At 71.3% G+C, this 17884-nt stretch carries 22 protein-coding genes; 2 read left to right on the top strand and 20 right to left on the bottom strand.

The window, feature by feature from the left end; all coding sequences use genetic code 11:
- Nucleotides 1-127: 127 nt before the first annotated feature.
- On the top strand, nt 128-673 hold the full coding sequence (locus ABD329_RS39705; RefSeq protein WP_344317675.1) for a GNAT family N-acetyltransferase: 546 nt from the start codon (nt 128-130) through the stop codon (nt 671-673).
- A gap of 139 nt (nt 674-812) precedes the next feature.
- Nucleotides 813-1373, top strand: a complete 561-nt coding sequence (locus ABD329_RS39700) for a GNAT family N-acetyltransferase (protein WP_344317674.1) — start codon at nt 813-815, stop codon at nt 1371-1373.
- 111 nt (nt 1374-1484) lie between these two features.
- On the opposite strand, the gene ABD329_RS39695 is transcribed toward ABD329_RS39700, so the two are convergent.
- From ABD329_RS39695 to ABD329_RS39600, 20 genes are all read right to left on the bottom strand, one after another.
- Nucleotides 1485-2060 carry a hypothetical protein gene (locus ABD329_RS39695; protein WP_344317673.1) on the bottom strand — a complete coding sequence of 192 codons (576 nt, stop codon included), beginning with the start codon at nt 2058-2060 and terminating at the stop codon, nt 1485-1487.
- Nucleotides 2061-2170: 110 nt separating this feature from the next.
- Nucleotides 2171-2947, bottom strand: a complete 777-nt coding sequence (locus tag ABD329_RS39690) for a hypothetical protein (protein WP_344317672.1) — start codon at nt 2945-2947, stop codon at nt 2171-2173.
- 39 nt (nt 2948-2986) lie between these two features.
- Nucleotides 2987-3181, bottom strand: coding sequence for a hypothetical protein (locus ABD329_RS39685; protein WP_344317671.1), 195 nt, complete (start codon nt 3179-3181; stop codon nt 2987-2989).
- On the bottom strand, nt 3178-3669 hold the full coding sequence (locus ABD329_RS39680) for an AAA family ATPase (protein WP_344317669.1): 492 nt from the start codon (nt 3667-3669) through the stop codon (nt 3178-3180). Before ABD329_RS39680 ends, ABD329_RS39685 begins: the two co-directional genes overlap by 4 nt.
- A 72-nt stretch (nt 3670-3741) precedes the next feature.
- The gene (locus ABD329_RS39675; RefSeq protein WP_344317668.1) at nt 3742-3972 is read right to left on the bottom strand and encodes a hypothetical protein; all 231 of its coding nucleotides are present in this window, start codon (nt 3970-3972) and stop codon (nt 3742-3744) included.
- A gap of 89 nt (nt 3973-4061) precedes the next feature.
- Nucleotides 4062-4406: a hypothetical protein gene (locus ABD329_RS39670; RefSeq protein ID WP_344317666.1), complete on the bottom strand. Its 345-nt coding sequence runs from the start codon at nt 4404-4406 to the stop codon at nt 4062-4064.
- A gap of 13 nt (nt 4407-4419) precedes the next feature.
- Nucleotides 4420-4884: a Pycsar system effector family protein gene (locus tag ABD329_RS39665; RefSeq protein WP_344317665.1), complete on the bottom strand. Its 465-nt coding sequence runs from the start codon at nt 4882-4884 to the stop codon at nt 4420-4422.
- Between the two features lie 82 nt (nt 4885-4966).
- The gene (locus ABD329_RS39660) at nt 4967-5254 is read right to left on the bottom strand and encodes a hypothetical protein (RefSeq protein ID WP_344317664.1); all 288 of its coding nucleotides are present in this window, start codon (nt 5252-5254) and stop codon (nt 4967-4969) included.
- 128 nt (nt 5255-5382) lie between these two features.
- Nucleotides 5383-5814, bottom strand: coding sequence for a hypothetical protein (locus ABD329_RS39655; protein ID WP_344317662.1), 432 nt, complete (start codon nt 5812-5814; stop codon nt 5383-5385).
- Nucleotides 5815-5844: 30 nt separating this feature from the next.
- Nucleotides 5845-6306 carry an RRQRL motif-containing zinc-binding protein gene (locus tag ABD329_RS39650; protein WP_344317660.1) on the bottom strand — a complete coding sequence of 154 codons (462 nt, stop codon included), beginning with the start codon at nt 6304-6306 and terminating at the stop codon, nt 5845-5847.
- A gap of 260 nt (nt 6307-6566) precedes the next feature.
- Nucleotides 6567-6818, bottom strand: a complete 252-nt coding sequence (locus ABD329_RS39645) for a hypothetical protein (RefSeq protein ID WP_198282118.1) — start codon at nt 6816-6818, stop codon at nt 6567-6569.
- A gap of 129 nt (nt 6819-6947) precedes the next feature.
- Complete coding sequence (locus tag ABD329_RS39640) at nt 6948-7424, bottom strand: hypothetical protein (protein ID WP_198282119.1); 477 nt, start codon at nt 7422-7424, stop codon at nt 6948-6950.
- A gap of 95 nt (nt 7425-7519) precedes the next feature.
- Complete coding sequence (locus ABD329_RS39635) at nt 7520-8347, bottom strand: NUDIX domain-containing protein (protein ID WP_306420238.1); 828 nt, start codon at nt 8345-8347, stop codon at nt 7520-7522.
- A 272-nt stretch (nt 8348-8619) separates the two neighbouring features.
- A complete protein-coding gene (locus ABD329_RS39630) occupies nt 8620-9159 on the bottom strand; it encodes a DUF6197 family protein (RefSeq protein WP_344317658.1) in 540 nt (179 codons plus the stop codon).
- A gap of 96 nt (nt 9160-9255) precedes the next feature.
- Nucleotides 9256-11376 (bottom strand): chromosome segregation protein ParM, encoded by a 2121-nt coding sequence (locus tag ABD329_RS39625; protein WP_344317657.1) that lies wholly within the window; start codon nt 11374-11376, stop codon nt 9256-9258.
- A gap of 88 nt (nt 11377-11464) precedes the next feature.
- Nucleotides 11465-11881, bottom strand: a complete 417-nt coding sequence (locus ABD329_RS39620; protein ID WP_344317655.1) for a conjugal transfer protein TraB — start codon at nt 11879-11881, stop codon at nt 11465-11467.
- An 18-nt stretch (nt 11882-11899) separates the two neighbouring features.
- Complete coding sequence (locus ABD329_RS39615) at nt 11900-14179, bottom strand: ATP/GTP-binding protein (protein ID WP_344317654.1); 2280 nt, start codon at nt 14177-14179, stop codon at nt 11900-11902.
- A gap of 151 nt (nt 14180-14330) precedes the next feature.
- Complete coding sequence (locus ABD329_RS39610; RefSeq protein ID WP_198276081.1) at nt 14331-14567, bottom strand: hypothetical protein; 237 nt, start codon at nt 14565-14567, stop codon at nt 14331-14333.
- Nucleotides 14564-15055: a hypothetical protein gene (locus tag ABD329_RS39605; RefSeq protein WP_198276082.1), complete on the bottom strand. Its 492-nt coding sequence runs from the start codon at nt 15053-15055 to the stop codon at nt 14564-14566. The genes ABD329_RS39610 and ABD329_RS39605 overlap by 4 nt, the downstream gene beginning before the upstream one ends.
- 192 nt (nt 15056-15247) lie before the next feature.
- Nucleotides 15248-17809 (bottom strand): collagen-like domain-containing protein, encoded by a 2562-nt coding sequence (locus ABD329_RS39600; RefSeq protein ID WP_198276083.1) that lies wholly within the window; start codon nt 17807-17809, stop codon nt 15248-15250.
- Nucleotides 17810-17884: the final 75 nt, after the last annotated feature.

The following is a 17884-nucleotide window of genomic DNA, read 5'->3' as shown; positions in this document are numbered from 1 at the left end:
ACCCGCAGCAAGGTGATGTCATGATCGACGAGCCACCTCGGCTGCGTAGGCGGTCCTCACAGCCCCGGCTGACCAGCGTTCGGCAGCCGACTTGATCGCTGCCGAGCCGCTGGCTAGCTTGACCGGCGTGACTGACCTCAGACCTCTCGCCTGGCCACCTGCCCCGTTAAAGACCGAGCGGCTGGTACTCCGCGAGTCCGAGGCGCGGGACCGCGCAGCGGTCATCGAGCTGAACGCCTCGCCAGAGGTGGGAACCTACCTCGGTGGTCCTCGACCGCGTGCCGAGCTCGAACGCACGATGCCCGAGGTGCCCGGGCGGCGCCCTGGCTTCTTCGTGGTTGAGCTCGAGGGAGCGACGATCGGCACAATCCAGCTCGACCCGCAAGACCCCAAGCGTCCGGGTAACCGCTTGGAGGCAGGGGAGACCGAGCTCGGCTACCTGTTCCTGCCGCAGGCGTGGGGACGCGGATACGCGACCGAGGCGTGCACAGCGGCACTCGACTGGTTTGCCGGCGCGCTTCCCGGTGAGCCGGTGGTGCTCTACACCCAGACTGCCAACGTCCGTTCGATGCGCCTCGCGGCGAAGCTCGGGTTCACCGAGCTGGAGCGATTCGAGGCGTACGGCGCCGAGCAGTGGTTCGGCGTGTGGTCCTCGGTCGCGCCGCTCGCTTGAGCTCGTGCTCGACAGCGCGGATCTACGAGGCCACCGATCGGTCGTCGGCCTCGGCCGGCGGCTTGACCTCGCGGAGCACGTCGGAGGGGAAGCGTACGGTGACGGGAAGCTCAGACGGACGGCTGCATAAGATCCCTGGATGGCAATCAGCAGCTACCTTTTACAAGGACCGCGGGTGGCCATCCGCCACGTCTGCCGTCAGGACTACGACGAGCTGAGGGTGCTAGCTCAAGACAGCGCCGAGATGCTCCAGCGCTGGCTGGGCACCCGGGACAGCACGGAGGCAGCGTTCGAAAGCGGCCTTCAGCGGTTCGAGCAGCCCACGCATGAAGGCTTCGTGATCTGCTTGCGCAGCACCGGCGCCATTGTTGGCGGGGTCAATATCAACAACATCGTCCGAGGCACCCTCCAGAGCGGAACTCTGGGCTACACCGCGTACGCCTCTACGACCGGCCACGGCTACATGACCGAAGGGCTCGGGCTCCTCATCCAGCACGCCTTCGGCGAAATGGGACTGCACCGACTGGAAGCCAACATCCAGCCCGACAACACGCCCTCACTGGCCCTGGTCGAGCGCCTGGGCTTCGAGCGCGAGGGCTATTCGACCGCCTTCCAGTTCATCAACGGCGAATGGCGAGACCACGAGCGCTGGGCCATCACTGCGGAGACGGCAGGGGAGGCCGCACAGCCTGCTGAGTGAAGACACCGCTCAGGTCGGCAGATGACCAGCTGCCGTTTCGACGGCTGGCCATGTGTCCAGCGCTCGCCCACCCGGGGATCACGGGGTGAGCGAGCGCCAGTATGAGCCGGCTCAGAAGGGCGGCTCGGTGCTGGTGTGGGCGGGGTCGGCGTAGCTGCTGGCTCGGATGCGCAAGCGGTAGTCGCAGTCGACGGGGGCGCCGGGCGGGGTGTGGAGTTCGTCCAGCAGGGCGATCAGGTGGTCTTCGTCTGCCAGTTCCACGGTGAGGTAGGTGCCGCAGGAGCAGGGGGTGATGAGGGTGAGGACGTGGGCCAGGTCGCCGTCCTCTCCGATGTCCTCCTCGCGGCGGGTGTAGTGGAGCCACCAGCCGCGCTGCCTGTCAGCGGAGCCGAGGTAGGTGACGGCGGAGGCCATCAGCTGCATGTCCGGGACGGGCGGGTAGCCGGTCCAGGACATGGGCTGCACGACGGTGTCGAGGGTGTCGGGGAAGGCGCCGGTGAGCACGGCGTTGGCGGTCAGCACGGCCTGGAAGGCGGCTTCCTCGCCGCGTTCCCGCTCCCGCTCGGACAGGTCGAAGGCCTTTACCCGCTGGTGCAGGACGGCGATCGGCTCCAGGCCGGTGTCATCGCCGTAGTGCGGGCTGTCGTCCTGGTCCCGGCGGGCGGAGGCGAGTTGCACAACGGTCATGAGGCGCGTTCCTCCTCTCGTGGGTGAGGTGAAGGGCCGGGCGGGTCTGTCCGGTCCTCCGCACCGCCCCAACCCCCGGGCAATCGGGTTGGGGCGGCACGGAGCGTCCGTCAGGCGGCGGCCGGGACGGGGTTGTCGAGGTCGACGCCGCGCAGAGTGTCGAGCACGTACGCGTCGAAGCGCGCCTGGTGCTGGGCTGCGGTGGCCAGGTCAACGGCCCGGGCGCGAGCGTAGGTGACGGCCTGCGGGCTGGCGCCGGATGCGGCGAGCACCTTATCGGCGGTGTCGCCTGCCAGGCGCTGGTTCCACCGCTGGGCGGCGGACTCACGCCGGTCGCGGGCGGTCGCGCTGACCACCGACTCCACCCACATGCGGCTGCCGCTGTTCCGGCCGCCGCACAGGTGCCAGTTCCAGCGCCGGTCGCGCATGCCCTCGGGGTCGGCGTCCCAGTCGGCGGCCCACCCGGGGGCGCGCTCGGGGATCTCGCGCTCGATGACGTCCAGGACCTCGCGGCCGCCGGCTCCGAGGACCGGCCAGGCGTCGGTCTCCTCACTGACGCGGATCTGGTGGGCGAGCAGCCGGTAGGGGTAGTGGCGCTGGCTCCAGTTGCCGGTGTCGCCGACCGGTTCAACGATCCACAGCCGGATCGGCCAGGTGACGGGCCAGATGCCGGTGTCCTCCAGCACCTCGCCGACACGGTTGACCATGCGGAAGTAGGAGAAGGCTGTCTCGTCGTACCACTTGGTGCGGCACGGGGCGGGGTGGTCGATGACCTGGCCGACAGCGTCGGCGAGGCTGACCGGCACTCCGGCCCGGCGGCTGTGCTCGAGGATCCCGTCGGCCGGGGTGGCCATGTACCAGGTGACAGTCTTGGGCGTGCGTGCCATACGGTCCTCCAGGGAGGGATTCAGGGCGGCCGGGGCCGCTCATAACTGGACGGTGATCGGGGTGCGCGGGTCGCCCACGCTGGTGTGGACGGTGCGGCGGTGCGCGGCAAGGCCGGCGGCACCGCCCTGGATCGGCAGGTGGCAGGACGGGCAGCCGCGCCACCACTCGTCACCTGCCGGGAGATCGGCCGGAGTGAGCGGGTGGGGGTGCGGGCCGGGTGCCGCCCGGCTCACCGTCCGGCTCCCGCCGTGGCGAGCTCGGAGGCCAGGTGAACAGTGCCGAAGCCTTCGGCGAGCAGCTGCTGGCGGGTGGGCGTCAGCTCATGGAGCTCGCGTACGACGTGCGGCGGGACCACGCGGTCGCGGGAGGCGTTCTGGTTCTCCACCGTGGCGAGCGGGACATCGAACAGGACCGCTGCGGTGGGGCGTTGCCAGTAGCGGGCGCGGGCCAGCAGTCCGGCTCTCACGTGCTCCACGACGTTGGTGCTGTCGAGGATCGTGCGGAGGTTCCGGGCGAGCCGCGCGTCCAGGAGCAGGTTCTGGATCTCAGCGGCGACCGGAGTTGCGGTCTGATCCGCCTCCGAGTCGGTCGCGGCCAGCCGGAAGAGATCGAGGCAGATGCGCCAGCTGGCGGGGTACCGCAGGGCGAAGGTCGACTTGCCGCAGCCGGGTGGGCCGACCAGGGCGCACATGGTGCCGGCGGGCAGGGTCAGCGGTTGCATCAGGTCCTTTCAAAAGGGAGAGAGCCCCGGCCGCGGTGCTCGGTGGCCGGGGCTCTGGGTGCCGGGTGCTGCTCAGGCGGCGGTGTTGTCCACCGTGGTCGTGCTGGTATCGGCGGCCGTCTCGTACGGGGCGGTGAGCTGGTCCAGCGCACGGCGGATACGCGCGGCGTTGCCGAGGACGTAGTCGCGGTGCCGCTCGGGGGTGATGGGCGTGGTGTAGGCGGCGAGTTCCTGTTCAGGCGTGCCGACGACCTCCACCAGGTGTTCCAGATGGGACATGGCACCGACCATGTCGGTGATCATCGGTGTCTCCATGCCGGAGACGCGGTCGGCGTGCGGGCGGCCGGTCGTCGGGCGCTAGGGGCTGCGGCCGAAGGTACGCGCGGACTTCGTCATACGGGATCTCCTTGCGGGTGAAGGGCGCGGGCAGCCCAGATCAGGAGTTGCCCGGCGTTGTCGGTGAGCAGGGCGGCGGCTTCGTGCAGCGGGCATGAGACGTCGCCGTCGCGGTCGGGCTCGATCTGCTCAGCCCGGCGCGCGGCAATGGTGAGCAGCTGCGCGAGGGCCGGGATGAGCCCGCCGGGCAGGTCGGTGTCCTTGATGAGCTCGTGCAGGATCGTGGCGAGCTCGGTCTGGTCGATGTCGTCGCCGGTGAGGTCGTCCTCGATCTGCTGGAGCGCGAGCTGGGCGATGCCGACCGAGGCGCGGACGCGGTCGATTCGGATCCGGGTAGTCATCGCGGGCCGCCCGTCAGATCAGGGCGCCGGCGGCGGCCATCAACAGCAGTGCCAGGGCGGCCAGGCTGAGGTCAACTGCCCGGCGCAGATGCTGGTACTTACGCATGGCGAGGACGGACAAGACCCGGATGCGTGCCGCGCGGGTGTCCCCATGCATGCAGGCATGGATCTTGTCTTCGTCGATGCGCGCCCAGTACGGGAAGGATGCCTTGTCGTCGCCACGCAGGCGGGGCCGGACGACCAGGAGCAGCAGCACGGCGGCGGCCGCCAGGGCGAGGACGGCGGTCGCGCCGAAGACCTTTGTGGCGGGTGGCAGGTCCTTGTCGGCGACGGAGGCGAGACCGGCGAGTACGGCGCCGTTGAAGGCCAGCAGTAAGGAGGCTTTGCCGTCCGTGCGTCCGATCTCGTTGACGACGGATGCGCAGGCGGTGTCCAGGTTCTTGTCGACGGTGGAGGCGGGGACCGTGACGGTCGTCATGAGCGGGGTTCTCCTTGCGGAACGTGACGGGGCGGCCCGCGTGATGTGTGGGCCGCCCGGGGTGGCTTCGGTGCGTCGGAGGTCAGAACGGCGGTTCGTCCGGCCAGGGGGCACGTACGGGCAGGAGTCGGAGGGTCGGTACGGGGCGGTCCCAGCACCAGCACATCTCGCCGCCCGGGTAGGGGCCCTCGGACCACCAACCGCCCTCTCCCTTGCAGTCCGGACAGCCCGGACGGGGCTTGGGGTGGAGCCGGATGGCGTGCCGGGACGCGGTCAGCTCCCAGGCGCCGGCCTTGAGTGCGACAGCGGCCGCCGTGACCGTGAGCGGTACGGCGGCCGCGAGCAGCAGGGCGGTTCGGGCGCGCACCACGTCAGTTCCGGGGCGGGTGCGGCTGGACCAGGAACCGGATGCCGGTGCCGCTGGAGTTGGGCTGGGACGTGAGGAAGTGCGGCTCACTCTGGGTGAGCTGGACCATCGCATGCTTGATGAAGTCGTCGTCACGCTGGAGGTCGACGCGGTCCGCGTGGAAGTCGGTGAGGTGGACGTAGTGCGGGCTGGTGGTGCAGTGCGGGCGCAGGCCCCACAGCCGGGGAGCGCACCATCTGCGCGGCCTCGGTGTCGTCGGGGCCGGCCGGGACGCCGCAGTTCATCGCTCGGCAGCTGGCCGCATGGGCGTTGGCGAGGTCCGCGGCGGCCTTCTCCGTCAGCCGCGACAGGCGGTCGCTGCTGGCGGCGCGGTAGGTGCAGCCGAGGCAGGCAGTGGCGAAGTATCCGCTGCGGCGGTCGCTGTCGACGGTGTAGACGAGGACGATCGCGCCTTCGGCCGGTCCGACGATGTTGCGGTAGCGCTGGACGACGATCGTGCCCGGGGGTGTCCAGGTCGTCGGGTCCTGTACGGCGGGGCGGCGGGTGAACAGGCTCAGTGCCATGGGGTGGCTTCTCCTTCGGGAGGGCGTTGATCAGGCGGCCAGCCGGTGGCCAGCCGGGGCCGAGGAGGTCATGTAGGTGTCGGGGCTGGGCTCGTAGCCCTTGCCGCAGGGGTCGCAGCAGCCCTGGGTGCGCAGCGGGAGGCAGAAGTAGTACCGGCGATTGCACCGGGGGCAGGTAGACCTCGCGGCCATTGCCCGGTCCAGCGCCCATTCCTGCGCGAGCGTCGGCACCCGCTTGGGCCGGGCGAGTTCCACGCTGTAGAGCCAGGCCCGGGTGGGATGGATGCACGCCTGGTCGGGCCGGTAGGAGCACGCCTTGCAGCGCAACACCGCCACCGGACCGTGCCCGCCCGGGCTCAGCCCCTTCTCCCGTAACTGCCGCCGGGTGACCAGACCCTCGGGACAAGCGCGCCGATCAAACTCCGGCAGCCTCGCCTCGCTGCGCGGCACCTTCTTGGCCTCGCGGCGGCGCTTCTTCCGGGAGCGGGGCATCACTGCCTCCAGGCGCCGGGCAACTCGGCGGGACGGTGCGGGTAGCGGGGGCCGGGGCGGAGAGGGCGGGGCCGGCCGATCCGGCGGCGCGGTCTGGGGATGAGCACGAGTGGTCTCCTCCGGTCGTCGGTGGGCAGCGCTGCGCCCCGCCGACGTCGTGCGGTGTTGACGGGGCGCAGCGGGTGGTGCGCAGGCCGGACGGCCTGGCCCGCACCCGACCGCGTGGGTTCGGGTGCGAGGCAGGTGGTCCGGAGCAGGTGTCAGAGGCCGCGGGCGCCGACGAGGCTGGGCCTGGTCGACCATGCGGAGCGGGACGCGGGCGGGCCGTGCGTGACCGTGCGGGACGCCTGCGTGATCTCTCGCAAGGTGTTGTGGAACGTCACGAACAGGGCGAGTGAGCATGCCAAGTTGAGGGACAGCGGGACGTCATAGGTGGCGAGCGAGTACCCCAGGCAGCCGGCGATGGCCGCGGCGATGGTGTCGGCGAGCAGGGAACGAAGACGCTGATTCATTGATCCTCCAAAAGGTGTGGATTGCGCATGGGGGTGTCGGGCTGAAGGGGGCGGTTCGCCGCTCGTGCCTGTTTGCGGGCGTGCCTGGGTGGCGCGGTGGCGAGGGAGCGATTCGGCGGGTCGCCGGGTTCAGCGGGGAGCGACGCGTTCGGCGACGGCGGCCAGGAGAGCGTGGTCGGCCGCGATGCCCCAGTCACGCCGGGCGGCGATGTCGGCCGCGCTTACGCTCGCCAGGTCTTCGCCTTTGCGTTTGACCGCGTACGCCGCGTCCACTGCCGCGACGGCCAGGCGGATCAGTTCCTGATCGGTGGTGAGGGCCCGGAGCTGGTACAGGGGGCCGGTGACGGTGTCCCGGGATGCGTGGCTGGTGCGGCGAGCGGCTTCGAGTTCGTCCGGGGTGGTGCTGGTGTCCGGTTGGGCGAGTTCCCAGCGGCGGTAGAGGTGGCCGCGGTGGGTGCTGAGAGCGTGAGCGAGTTTGGCGGCCGCGGCCGCCAGGGCTGTGCGCTGCTCGGCCTTCTGAGCTGTGCGCTGTTGCAGTGTGATTGTGGTGATGGAGCCCAGCAGAGTGCCGAGCACGGCGATCGCGCTCGCCAGGACGGTCTCCATGCCGTTCTCCTTCCTGTCGTGGTGGGGCCGCCTGGCTGCGCGGTCCTCCGTATCCCGCCTCGGCGGGAGGGCCGGGGCGGGATACGCGCGGTCCGTCAGTGCGCGGTGTGCAGGCGGGGAGTGTCGTCGGCTGGGCTGGTCGGGGCGGCCGGGTGCGCGGCGAGCTGCTGCTGCCACGCAGCGCGGACGATCTCGTTGTGGTCGAAGGCCAGCTCACCGGGCGCGTGCAGCGGTACCCACTGCACAGCAGCCGCGTCGGTCCCGGCCCGGGCCGTGGTGTCGGCGGGGACGGTGACTGTGTAGGCGGCGCTGATGTAGCGACCGCGCGGGTCACGGTCGGGACGGGCGTACAGCCCGACGAAAGTGAGGTCGCCCGGCGAGACCTCCACGCCGGTTTCTTCCAGCAGTTCTCGCGCGGCAGCGTCATGGGAGTACTCACCGGGGTCCAGGTGCCCACCCGGCAGGGCCAGGCTGCCCTTGTGGGGCGGCCATCCCCGTTCGATCAGCAGCACGTCACCGCCTCGGATGCAGACGACGTCGGCGGTGATGCGGGTGTTCTCGGTGGCGAGCAGGGTGACGACCTCGGCTGCGGCCGCGGTCGGCAGGAGGTGCTCGCGCGCCAGCTCGGCGGCCGGGTCCTGGTCGGTGGCGATGGCGTGCTGGTAGGTGTCGCGGTAGCCCGGCAGGCGCTTGGCGATCATTGCCTGGACGAACTCCGTGGCCCAGGGCTCGCCTTGCGTGTGGGACTGCACGATGGCCTGCTGGAATGCCGCCTCCGCCTGGTCCTCGGCCGTGGAGGACGCGACGGCGAGGAATAGGGTGGCCGCCATAGTGGCCGTGTTCTCGCTGACGCCGAACTCGTGCATGAAGTCGGCGGCAAGCTCGCCGCGCATGTCGGCGGTGAGCGTGCTGCGGTGGAACATGTGAATCCGCCAGTTGGGTGTGGGTGTTGCGTTGGGCGGTCAGGCGGCCGTCGGTGGGACCCGCGCGGGGAGGCAGGGCCAGATGACCCGGCGGGCCGGAGAGTGAGCACGCACTGCGCCCCGCCGACGAACTGATGTCGGCGGGGCACCGGCCAGTGACGGCCACGGCCATATCTGGGTGGCTACGACTGACCGCGAGGCCGGACGGCCTGTCCCGCACCCGATCCCCGGTGGGGTTCGGGTGCGAGGCAGGTGGCCCGATGAGGGGGTTGTTATAGATCCCGGACGTGGGCGAGGTCGGCGGCCTGCTTGATCAGAAGCAGCGGGATGCGGGGCTGCTTCCAGCGGTCATTGAAGACAGGCACACTCGCCGCGTCGGGGAACCGTCGGCGGATCGCTTCGAGGAGGATCTCCAAGGCACGGTTCTCCAGGACCTGGTCGCCGCTCGCTTCGGCGTGGATGGAGCCGTACAAGCAGACGGCGCCGTCTTCGTTGACCATGGCGCCGCTGCACCAACCGCCGGTGAGGAGCCGGTGATGGGCTCGCTGGAGCAGCGCGGCGACCGGGGTGGGGTACAGGTCGACCGGGGCCGCGGGGGTGGGGATCGCGTCGGGGACGCGGATGATGTCGGTCAGGTCGATGGGGGTGGTGACGATGTGGGCGCTGTTGATGTCGACCGCGAGCCCGGCAAGCTCCAGGCGGATCGTCATGGCCGCGTCCACGGCCGCCATGCGGGCTTCCAGGTCCGGCTCGCCGGTGGTGCCGACGTCGGCGGGCTGGCGTGTTCTGTAGGGGGTGGGGGTGGTGAGCATGGGCGGGTCTCCTCGTCAACGCGGAAGGGGCGGCCCGGGTGGGCCGCCCCTTTGGCGGGTGGTGGTCAGGGCTGGCGAGGAGCCGGGCCCGGCCGGTTATGCGTTCGTGAGGTTTTTGATGGCTTCCAGTGCCTGGCGGGGCGAGGTGACCGCGTCGCGGCGCGTGGCGGAATTGCCGCCGCTACGGCGTTTGCCGCCGCCCTTCTTGGGCGCGTCGTCGTCGCTGTCCTCGTCGTCGCCGGGTTCGGGGCCGAACTCGCCGGGTCGGGGCGGCTCGGTCCAGTCGAACCACAGGCCCCGCGCTTCGAGCTCGCGGATCTCGTAGTCGGTCAGGGTGGCGATGGTGTCGGGGAAGTAGCGGTCGATGCCGTCCTTGAAATTCATGAACAACGTGCGCAGGACCTCGGGCTGCTTGGCTTCGACGATCCAGCCGGCGCCGCCGGTGTTGGAGTCGGCGGGCGGCTCGGGCTCGCCGCGCATCACTCGCTCGATCCGGCCCGCCTCCGCGGGGGAGAAGGACCGGGGGAGGGGGTCGGGGATGTTCTCGGAGGAGATCCCGAGGGCCGTGAACATGGAGGTCACCTTCTTGGGTGCCACTTTCAAAACGACCGGGATGCAGTTCTCCCGGAGGTTCTCGCACAGCAGCTGTGTGAAGCCGTCCTGCACGTAGATGGACTGGCCTGCGACCTTCAGTCCGACTCCGTACTTGCGGCCCTTGACCGAGACCAGCTCCGCAAGCTCCATGATCTCCGCGCCGTACAGGCCGTCTCGGGCGGCGGAGAGGAACTCGTCGAGGTACGCGGACAGCATCCGGTAGGGGCAGCCAGGCCGGGTCGCGTCCCACTCGTGGACATGGCCGTCCTCCCACGGCATCTTGCCGCGGATCTCCATCAGCGCGACCAGGACCCGCAGGAGCCGGGCCATGTAGAGCGGGCCGACGCCGTAGCGGGCGGTGTGCTTGCCCAGTGCCGCCGTCTTCTCGTCCGGGGCCTCGGTGGCGAGCATGACCACGGCCCCGAACAGGGCGTCGGCCGCGACGTGCAGGCCCATCAGCTGGGTCTTGCCGCCGCCGGACGGGGCGACGAACAGGCCGTGAGCGGCTCCCCGGTCGGTGTAGACGCGGTTGCGGGCGGGCTGACCGTTGCCGAGGTAGCCGGTCACCCAGCGGCCGTCCTTGTCCGGGGTCAGCAGCTCCCTCGTTGCGCGGAAGACCTGCGCGAGCGGGCTGGAGTCCCACAGGGAGACCAGGACCTGGCTGCCGTCGACGGTGACGAACAGGCGGCCCTCGTCGTACTTGGTCTTCAGCGCGGCCGCCAGCGCGTGCTGATTGACGCGCGGCTCGCCCATCTCGTCGGGGACCTGGGCGATGTAGTGGGTGACCTTGCGCTGCTTGTCGCGGACCTCCTTGACGAACTCCGAGCCGGGCACGGGGCCGCCGGCGGCACCGATCCGGTCGGCCCACCACTCGCGGGCTGTGGGAGCCTTGCGGCGCCGCTCGTTCGCGTCGGGGGTGACGTGGACGTGCTTCCAGGCGGGGCCGCCCTCGCGCCCGTACTGCCGGACCACCTCCTCGATGTGCACGTCCGTCACGTCGACACTGAACGCGGCGGCGACATCTGCGTCGGTGAGTCCGGAGATCGGCCGTCCCGCCTCGGAGGCCCGCAGCAGCATCGACAGGTCGTTCGGCATGCCCTCGTGCGGGGTGGCTTTGACGACGATCGTGCGGCCGGGCAGTCCGCGGTTCTGCCACAGCCAGCGGACCTGCCGGGTGAAGGGGTCCGCGTCGTCGTCCGGCTGCGCCACAGACAGCTCGGGCGCGGGCTGCAGTTGCGGCGCCGGGACGGGGGCGGGGGCGGCGAGGGCGGGCCGGTGGTTACGGCGGCTGTGCTTGGAGAACGGCATCACCAGCAGGCCGGCCGCCGCCCATCCGGCGGCGAGCAGGGCGTCCATGCACCATGGTCCCCAGCCGATGGTGTGCTTCGCGGCGACGTCGACGGCCGCCGCGAGCACCAGCGGGGACCAGCGCAGGATCTTGCGCCCCGCGCCGGGCTTGTCGCTCTTGCAGGCCAGGACCCAGCCGCCGACGCCGGCGGCGCCCGCCAGCTGCACGACCGTGCTGACGGGGCTGTCGGGGGCGATGTTCGGGGCCGCGGCGAGGACCGGGGCGGCCAGGGTGTAGAGGGTGCGCTCCAGGGCGACGCTGCGCGGCACGGACACGGAAAGCTCTCCTTCGGAAAGACGGCGATGGGCGGCCCGCCGTCGGTGGCGGGCCGCCCATCCGGAGGTTGGGGATGGGTGGGGCGGGTCAGTGGGCGAAGAAGCCCGGCTTGGGGGTGCGCTCCGGGCGGCTGGAACGGATGTCGTCCAGGCCCTCGTACAGCCGCGCGTGCGTGCGCCGCGTGTCGTGAGCGAGACCGGACACCTCCTGGGCCGTCTCGTGGAGCTTGCGAACCTCCACGGCCGCGCCGCCCAGGGCGACGGACACCTGGTTCGTCATCTCGATGAACTTGCGGTCCAGTTCCGCGTTGGCGATGGCCACGGCCAGACCCTCCGCGCGCTGGGCGTTCTTACGCATGCCGCGCAGCAGGGCCTCGAGCTCGATCCCGGCCATGTCCATGGCCTGGCCCAGCCTCTTGAGATTGGCTTGGACGGCCTTGTAACGGTTGTCGCCCTCTGTGGAGACGGCAGCGCCGCCGCCGGTGTAGGGCTCGAGGTCGCTCATCAGCGAACCCCCCTTTTCCTAGTCGTGGTGAGCAGCGGCGGAGGCGTGGGCCAGGCCCGCGTCGTCCATGGCCTGGATGTCCTCGCCGTAGGTCCGGCCGACCGCGAGGGCGGCGAGGCGGGCGGCCTCCGAGGCGATCTCGCACTCGGTGGCACACCGTTCGGCCAGTTGCTTCATCCGCATCGCGGCGTCGGCCAGGTCCGTGACCCGGTCGACGACCTCGGCGGCGATGTTGTGGTCACCGATCAGGTCGGCCGCCATGTCCCGCAGTGCGTCGGCGACCTTGCCGAGCGCGACGGCCAGGTCCTGGGCAAGGTCCTTGTCGAGCCCGGCGGCGACCGCGATGTTCACGACCTCCATCAGGTACTCACCGAAAGTGATGTCGGTGCGGTGCTTGGCCGCCATGCCGGCCTGGCCCGACGCGGGCTTGTTGACCTCTGAGGTCACGGGGTCCTCCTGTGCAGTGGGTCGGGTGGTGCCGGGACGCTGGGTGTGGGGCTCCGGGGCGGGCGGCAGGCTTTTGGGCCCCGGCGCGATCTCCACGCCATCCAGTGGGTCGCCGGGCTTGTACCGGCCGGGGCTGTAGACCTGGAAGCCGGTGTCTTCCGAACGAAGCGGCCCGCCCGGGGGATCTGGCTCTTCCTTTGGCTTCGCCCTGCGCCAGTGCCCCCAGGCACCCCGGGACCGGCGGTTGAAGAACGACCGCAGCCGCGCCTTGACTTGCTCTCTGATGCGCTCCCACATGGCGTCGTCGTCGGGCTCCTCCTCGGACGGCTCCTCGGGGTCCTCATCCGGCTTGTCCCCGGCCTTGTCCTTGTCCGGCCCGTCCCCGGAACGGTCGGCGCCGGAAGCGTCCTTCGTCCCGCCGGTGTCCTTCGGGTCCTCCTCCTTCTTCGCGCGTTCTTTCTCTTCGCGGTCCTTCTCGGCCTGCGCGCGGCGTTCCTCCCAGCGCCGCCGTGCTTCGTCCACCAGCGCGTCGACGAAGGCGGTGCGGCCCTCCGCTGCGGCCGCAGCGGCTTCCCGTTTGGCCTTCCGTTTCGCCTTCCGTTCGGCGGCACGCTCGTCTTTGGCGGCCTTGGCCTCGGCGTCTTTCGTATCCTTGGCCTCGGCATCTGCGCGGCGTTTGTCCCAGCGGCGCTGTGCTTCCTCCGCCACGGCCGAGCCCAGGGTGGTGCGGCCGTCGGCGGCCTTGGCGGCCTCCCGCTTCGCCTTCCTCGCGGCCTTCCGCTCGGCCTTCGCCGCGCGGCGTTCCTCCCGCTGCGCCTGCCGGTTGGCACGGTCCTGGTCGCGGTCCTTGCTGCGGTCGGCGAGGTTGGCGGCCTGGTTGGCGCTGCGCCGCTGCTGCCGTGCCGCCTGGCGTGCGGCGGCGCGCTCCTGGCGGCCGCGGGCCCGTTCGGCCGCCGGGCTGGAGGCCGGCGAGTTCTGTGCTTTGTTGCCGTCGCCCTTCGAGCCGCCCGAACTGCCCTTGCCGGTACCGGACTTACCTCCCCCGGAGCCGCCAGAGCCGTTCTGGCGGCCTTTGGAGCCGCCGGACGACTCATTGCCCTTCGAGCCGCCCCCACGGCCGCCAGCGGAGCGATCAGAGCCCTTCCCGGCACCCTTGGGGGAGTTGCCGCCCCCGGGGCCGCGTCCGGCCCCTCCGCCCGACCCGTTTGTTCCCGAGCCCCGGCCACCGCCGGCGTTGCCGCCGCCCCCGCGTGAACCGCCCCCGCCGCCGACCTTCGAGCGGCCCTTGTCGGCGCCCATGCCGGAGCTGGAGGACCGCGAGCGGTCGGCGTCGGCCTTGCCACGTGCTGCCGCCTTGTCGGTCTTCGCTTTCGCCATCGCGGCGTGGAGCTTTCCGTTCTGCTCCATCATCGCGGTCTCCTGAGCGGTACGGGCTTTCAAAAGCGCGGTCTTGCGCACTATTTCGGCCTCGCGGAAGGGCGCTTCTCCGGCGTGCCGGTCCCGCGCCACTTCCAGCCGGTATTCCAGCCAGTCACCGAGCCGATCGGCGAGAGAGCGAGGCTGGGCGTATTCGCCTTCCTCTTCCTCTTCCTCGTATTCTTCGTCGTCGGAATCCGGAGAACTGGGCATTCCCGTTTCCCGCAAAGCGGTTTCCGGTGAAATCGGCCCGCGAACAGGCGGGAGTTCCGTTGTCGTCGCTGCCGGGGATTCCGGAGGGACAGCGCCACCGGCACCGCCGTCAGGCGGTTCGGAATAGAAGAGATCCCCGCCGTCGGGAGCGTCCGGCATGTCTCCGGAATCGCTGCCCCGAGTGCGGAGGTGGACCACATTGCTGTCGGTGTCGTCGGACACGCGACTCCCTCCTCCTGGGCTTGACAGTCGGCACCGGCCTCGCGTACGCGCGCGCGTCACGCGCGGCACGCGTCACGCGCAACACGCGTTGGGATCACCGAAGGGCCGCCCCCGGGGATCGGGAGCGGCCCTTCGTGCGGGACGCGGAGAGCTAGCCGAAGTGGCGGCTGTAGACGTTGTGCAGGGCGAGCGCGACCTCGCGGACGAAGTCCGGTTTTCCCTCGCGATAAGTCTGCGTGCCCCGCATATTCGCGACGCGGAGCCAGTAGTAGAATTGGCCGAGTTCGTTACCGTGCTGAGCGATCAGCTCTTGCTTGATTTTCTGCTCGTGTTTCGCACGGTTGAACGCCTTCCGCTCTGCTTTCGTGAGCGGGCGACCTGCGCTCACGCCGACTCCCTGCGGTCCAGGTTGTAAATCGACGTGGGGCCACCATAGCCCATATTCGGGCTCTGCACACCCGGCTGTCCCGGGTTTTCCGGGGCGGCCTGGAGCGGCGGGTTGTTCTTCCGTTCCTTGAGCTGCGCCTTTTCCTTGCGCTGCTTCTTGACCTCCTTCACCTTTTCGTCGTGGGCGTGGCGCTTATGGGCGCTCTTTTCCAGTCCCGAGGTGACGTTCTTGAGGTTCTTGAGGAGGTCGTTCAGGGACTTTTCTACCGGGAAACTGCGCAGGAAAGCCTGGCCCATCTTGTCGCCCTCCACGCGGGTCCCGCGGCAGTGCACGCGGGTCTCGCGCTGGAGGATCTCCAGCTTGGCGGCCATGTCCAGCACGACCCGGTGGAAGTCCGCGAGGTAGTGCGCGTAGGCGGCGGGGTTCTGCGCGACCTCGCGCAGCGCCGCGTTCGGGTCGTCGAAGAAGGGCTTGTCTTCGGTGCTCACGGGGTTCCTCCGCGGGTCGGATCTGCGTACGTGGGGGCTGGTGGTGCTCGTTCGGGCCTGGGCCCGCCGTACCCGCTCGGGGCGCGGGTACGGTTGAACTGGCCTGCCGGCCGTGGCCGTCACCGGACCGCGCTCGGTGGGCGAGCGCGGTCCGGTGGCGACTATGAGCGGCAGGGCGTGCGGGCGGTCCGGTCAGCGGACCGTGTGCTGCTTGAGGGCGACGGCGATCTGTCCGGCGCGGTCCGTGGCGATGGAGCCGCCCTCGGCCCGGACCGCCTTGGCGATGTTGGTCCGGTTCAGCGGCTCGTTCGCGGTCCGGAGCCGGTCCAGCGCGGTCCGCTCCAGGTCCGTGAGCGTGATGACCGTGCGGTCCGGACCGCCTTCCTCGTTCCGGTCCGGACCGCTCGCGCTGTCCGGCGCCTCCTGGTCGGCCGGTCCGGTGCGGTCCGCGTCCTGCGGTCCGGGAGCGGCGTCGGTGGTCCGGACCGTCACCCCGCGCGTGCCCGCCGCGCTCTGGGTGGCGGGCGCGGTCCGAGGTCCACGGTCCGGACCGGGGCCGGTCGGCAGGTCAGCGCTCTGCGGTCCGGCCGGACCGGCCTCCAGGGCGAGCGCCGGTCCGCCGGTCCGGTCCGTGGCCCCTGCGGTCCGGACCGGGCCATGGACCGCCTTCCGGTCGGCCGGACCGGACCGGACCGCGTACCCGCCGTGCTGGACCGGACGGACCGGAGCGGGGCTTTCCAGCGGCCCGTGCCGGTCCGTGCGGGTCAGGGTGAGGACGGTGGGGATGGCGGCCGGTCCGTGATCGTCGGCCCCGATGCGGGGGACGACGACCCGGTGCAGGGCCAGGCCGGTCCGGACCGCCTTGCGGTCCGCGAGCTGTGCACCGGCTGCGGTCCAGGCCCGGTCCAGCGTGGTCAGGCGCGAGTCGGTGATCGCCAGCGACCAGGCGGTGAAGCTGTGGACCGGGTAGCGGAACCAGCGGACCGCCCCGATGGAGGGCCGCGCCTTGGCGACCTTGCCGTCCTCACGGAGCTTGCGGCGGTGGATCAGTGAGGCGTACAGCTCCCACAGCACCATGCCCACGATGCTCATGGCGGCGAACGCCACCGCCTTCGGGGTGAAGTGCCAGTAGGTGATCTGCTCCGTCCAGATCTCCTGCTTCGCGTCCCAGACCCGGCTGCCGGCCACCGGCTGCCCGGAGGCGTGCCAGAAGTTCATGACCGCCGCCCCGAGGGCGAAGATCCAGGTGGAGACCCGGTAGAGGGTTCCGGCGTCGCCGCTCTGGCGGGCCTGGTGGTACATCCAGCCCACGAACGCCGTCGACAGTTCCCAGGCGGCGGCGAACAGGATCGTGAACGGGACGACCCAGCCGAGGATGTCCTCGGCGAACCCGGCCTGGCCCGTCCACGCGACGGCCATCGGGGCGGTGATCGGGCCGATCACCATCAGGCGTTCCGCGTTGACCTTCACGAACTGCTTCACGCGGTCGGTCAGGGCCGGCTTCCCGGCGCGGGAGGCGGCCCGCAGCTCACGGGCCTTGGCCTTGCGGGCCTCCTTCGCGTCCCTGCGCTCCCCTTTGGCCTGGATCTTGAGGCGCTTGCGTTCCAGCGCCCGCTCGGTGCGGTCGGTGGCGCGCTTCATCCGGGCGGCGGCTTCGGCCACCATGTCGTCGGCGGCCTTCAGCGTGACGTCCGCGTCCGCTTCCCGCAGCCGGGCCTGCGCCAGGGCCTGCTCGGCTTCCTTGAGCTCCGCGTCCCGTTTGGTGCGGGCCGCGGCCAGGATGCGGTCGGCTTCCTCGCGGGCGGTGCGGGTCAGCCGCTCGGCGTCCTCGGCCGCCGTCGCCCGCAGCCGGCCGATGTCCTCCTTGGCGAGCGCGCGTGTACGAGTCGCATCCGCGCGCGACGCCTCCCGCTCGCGGGCAGCGTCCTCACGCAACTCGGCGGCCGCCTTCTCCGCTTCAGTGCGCACCTGCGCGGCCTGGGCGGCCGCGCTCTCGCGCAGCCGGTCGGCCTCGCTCCGCGCCCGCTGGAGGGCCTGGTCGGCGTCGGTGGCGGCGCGGCTGCGGGTCTCCGCAGCGGTGCGCTCCGCCGCCGCGAGCAACTCGGTGCGCTCCGCCGCCGCGTCGGCGAGGACCTGCGCGGCCTCCGCCTGCACCGTGTCGGCCTGCGAGGCCGCCGTGGTGGTGACCTCCTGCGCCTGACGGCGCGCGTCGGCGAGCAGCTGCTCGGCAGCCATCTTGGCGTCGGCGAGGATCTGGTCGGCCTCGCCGGACGCCGTCGCCGTGACGCTGTCGGCCTCCGCGCGGGCGTCGGCGAGCAGTTGCTTGGCCTTCGCGTCGGCGTCGGCCAGGACCTGGTCGGCGTCGGCGGCCGCGGCGCTCGCGGCGTCGGCGCGGACCTGGTCGGCGTCGGCCTGGGCGGCCGCGAGGACGCGGGCCTGCTCGGTCGTGGCCGCCTCGGTGATCGAGGCCGCCTCCGAGCGGGCGCCGTCCAGCAGTTCGGCAGCGCGGGCCTCGCTGTCGGCGAGGATGCGCGCGACGTCGTCGGCGGCCAGGTCCCGGAGGTCGGCGGCGCGGTCGGCGGCATCGGCCAGGACCGGGTCGGCCTCCTCGAACACCAGCGGCACGGTCTCATCAGGAGCGGCGGCCTGGGCGGGGATGGAGGCCGGAGCCGCCGGCGCCTTGGCGCGCCCGGCGCCTCGGGGCTTCGCGGCCGGGGCGGGCTTCCGCCTGCGCCGGGTGGTGGTGTTGGCCACGGGGGTGTCCTCTCTTACTCCGGCGCCTCGTGCAAGAGGTCACCGCGGGTCGGCGTCGGTCGGTAGGGTCGTGAC

Origin of the sequence: Streptomyces javensis (genome assembly GCF_039525925.1) — a bacterium.
Lineage (GTDB): Bacteria > Actinomycetota > Actinomycetes > Streptomycetales > Streptomycetaceae > Streptomyces > Streptomyces asiaticus.
Note: the sequence above shows the minus strand (reverse complement) of the source record. Positions and strands in the feature narration are given on the sequence as shown.

What these genes read in the sequence shown, in the direction of transcription:
- ABD329_RS39680 (WP_344317669.1), bottom strand. Translation starts at nt 3,669, where the DNA reads ATGCAACCGCTGACCCTGCCCGCCGGCACCATGTGCGCCCTGGTCGGC.
- ABD329_RS39620 (WP_344317655.1), bottom strand. Translation starts at nt 11,881, where the DNA reads ATGAGCGACCTCGAGCCCTACACCGGCGGCGGCGCTGCCGTCTCCACA.
- ABD329_RS39650 (WP_344317660.1), bottom strand. Translation starts at nt 6,306, where the DNA reads ATGCCCCGCTCCCGGAAGAAGCGCCGCCGCGAGGCCAAGAAGGTGCCG.
- ABD329_RS39700 (WP_344317674.1), top strand. Translation starts at nt 813, where the DNA reads ATGGCAATCAGCAGCTACCTTTTACAAGGACCGCGGGTGGCCATCCGC.
- ABD329_RS39655 (WP_344317662.1), bottom strand. Translation starts at nt 5,814, where the DNA reads ATGGCACTGAGCCTGTTCACCCGCCGCCCCGCCGTACAGGACCCGACG.
- ABD329_RS39635 (WP_306420238.1), bottom strand. Translation starts at nt 8,347, where the DNA reads ATGTTCCACCGCAGCACGCTCACCGCCGACATGCGCGGCGAGCTTGCC.
- ABD329_RS39695 (WP_344317673.1), bottom strand. Translation starts at nt 2,060, where the DNA reads ATGACCGTTGTGCAACTCGCCTCCGCCCGCCGGGACCAGGACGACAGC.
- ABD329_RS39645 (WP_198282118.1), bottom strand. Translation starts at nt 6,818, where the DNA reads ATGAATCAGCGTCTTCGTTCCCTGCTCGCCGACACCATCGCCGCGGCC.
- ABD329_RS39640 (WP_198282119.1), bottom strand. Translation starts at nt 7,424, where the DNA reads ATGGAGACCGTCCTGGCGAGCGCGATCGCCGTGCTCGGCACTCTGCTG.
- ABD329_RS39665 (WP_344317665.1), bottom strand. Translation starts at nt 4,884, where the DNA reads ATGACGACCGTCACGGTCCCCGCCTCCACCGTCGACAAGAACCTGGAC.
- ABD329_RS39630 (WP_344317658.1), bottom strand. Translation starts at nt 9,159, where the DNA reads ATGCTCACCACCCCCACCCCCTACAGAACACGCCAGCCCGCCGACGTC.
- ABD329_RS39670 (WP_344317666.1), bottom strand. Translation starts at nt 4,406, where the DNA reads ATGACTACCCGGATCCGAATCGACCGCGTCCGCGCCTCGGTCGGCATC.
- ABD329_RS39690 (WP_344317672.1), bottom strand. Translation starts at nt 2,947, where the DNA reads ATGGCACGCACGCCCAAGACTGTCACCTGGTACATGGCCACCCCGGCC.
- ABD329_RS39675 (WP_344317668.1), bottom strand. Translation starts at nt 3,972, where the DNA reads ATGATCACCGACATGGTCGGTGCCATGTCCCATCTGGAACACCTGGTG.